The following is a 1584-nucleotide window of genomic DNA, read 5'->3' on the forward strand; positions in this document are numbered from 1 at the left end:
ACCGTGAACATCACGCCGCTGACCGACCTGATCGTGGCGACCGCGTCCGGCCAGCCAGCCGGCACCTCGCTGGCAAGCCTGTGCGCACCGGTGGCAGGCAAGGCGCCCGCGGCGTGTACTACCGTGTTGAGCAACGCCACCTCGGCRCAAAAACTCGACACTGCCGTCGCCGCGGTGACGGAGATGATCAAGCCGATCAATCCCAATGCGACCAACCCGCTGACCGGCGCGTTTGTCGCCAACGGCACCGGCATGGATGCAGTGCTCGATCAGATCCAGGTCACGCCCGCCGATGCGCAGGGCGCCAGCGCCACCGTGACCCTGGTCGCCACCAACAATACCCTCGGCAGCGTGACCCTGCCCGCCAATGCAGGCGGCACCGCCACGATCCCGACGGCGGCGGCACCGGGCGCGGAGGATCTTGCCAAGGCAAACGCCGCCGCCACCGTGCTGCCGGAGATCCGTGCCTGCATGGCCTCGCTGAGCGCACTCTATCCGAAGACTAACTTCGTGGCACCGTCGCGTGCCGCCGTGCTGCCATTTATTGACAGCTCGTTCAATATGGGCACGGGTATGGGCCGGGACCAGATCGTTACGGCTTTGACCAGCACTGACGACGCTGCCCGTGCCGGCCTGACCATCGAAGCCGTCGGCCTGGCACCGGTCGACATGCAACCGCTCAGTGCCACGGAACTGGCCACGCTGACATCGACGTCCAACACCTCGACCACCAAGGTCGCCGATTTCGTCAAGGCCCGTCAGGGCGCCGGTGCCACCGCCATCACCTTCACCAACGGCAAACCGAGCAGCGCCTGGGTACAGTTACGCACTGGCAACGATGCCGGCCTGCTCACCTGGAAGCTGGTCAAGACCAGCGACACCTCGGTCTGCGCCGGCGGCTGGAAACTGGCGGGTAATGGCCATCTGGACATGCACATGAATGCACGCATCCAGCGCAATATCGACGGCAAGAGCGTGGCATCCTTCACGCGTCTGTGGGCGTTCCACCTGGAGCAGTCCAGTCTGGCTGCGGAAAATGCGGACCGTGCCGACGTACGCGGCCCTGGCCTCACCAACTACGGCAACTTCAAGACGAATGGTTCGGCCAGCGTGCGCCTGCAACTGGTGGCCCCGGCGACGGGATACAGTTCGTTGCGGATCGCCGACAGCACGGGTACCCCCAGCGCCTATTATGGCAATGGCGAGGCCTTGCAGAGCTGCCAGGATATCGCCGCCACCGCACCCGCGCCGGCCGGCTTGAACGATAACACCATGTGCATCGACGAAACCAAGACCGCAGCGGGCAAAATTTATGTCTGGACCCTGCGTTTCGGCAGCACGGTGGTCAGCGCCTTCCCGTTCCAGACCAATGCAGTACCGCTGTCGCTTGCGTTTGCGCAGGCCAACCAGGCCAGCCTGTTCGCCACCATCACCAGCGTGACGCCGGCAAAACTGTCGTCGATTCAGGCGAACACCTTGCTGGATAACGTCGTGACTTTCAACTACACGCAATCGGCCGCGTATGGCGCCAAGATGGACAACTGCGGCATGGCACTGTTCGAGGCATCCGGTACGATCTTGCTC

Annotated in this window: 1 protein-coding gene; it reads left to right on the plus strand. The window is 64.1% G+C overall.

Annotated features, from left to right (window positions below; all coding sequences use genetic code 11):
* Window positions 1–183: 183 nt before the first annotated feature.
* Window positions 184–1584, plus strand: a 1401-nt coding sequence (locus AC1DYX_RS30985; RefSeq protein WP_477266039.1) for a hypothetical protein, incomplete at its 3' end; no start/stop codon positions are given.

It is taken from the genome of Massilia sp. P2_C2 (assembly GCF_056404615.1).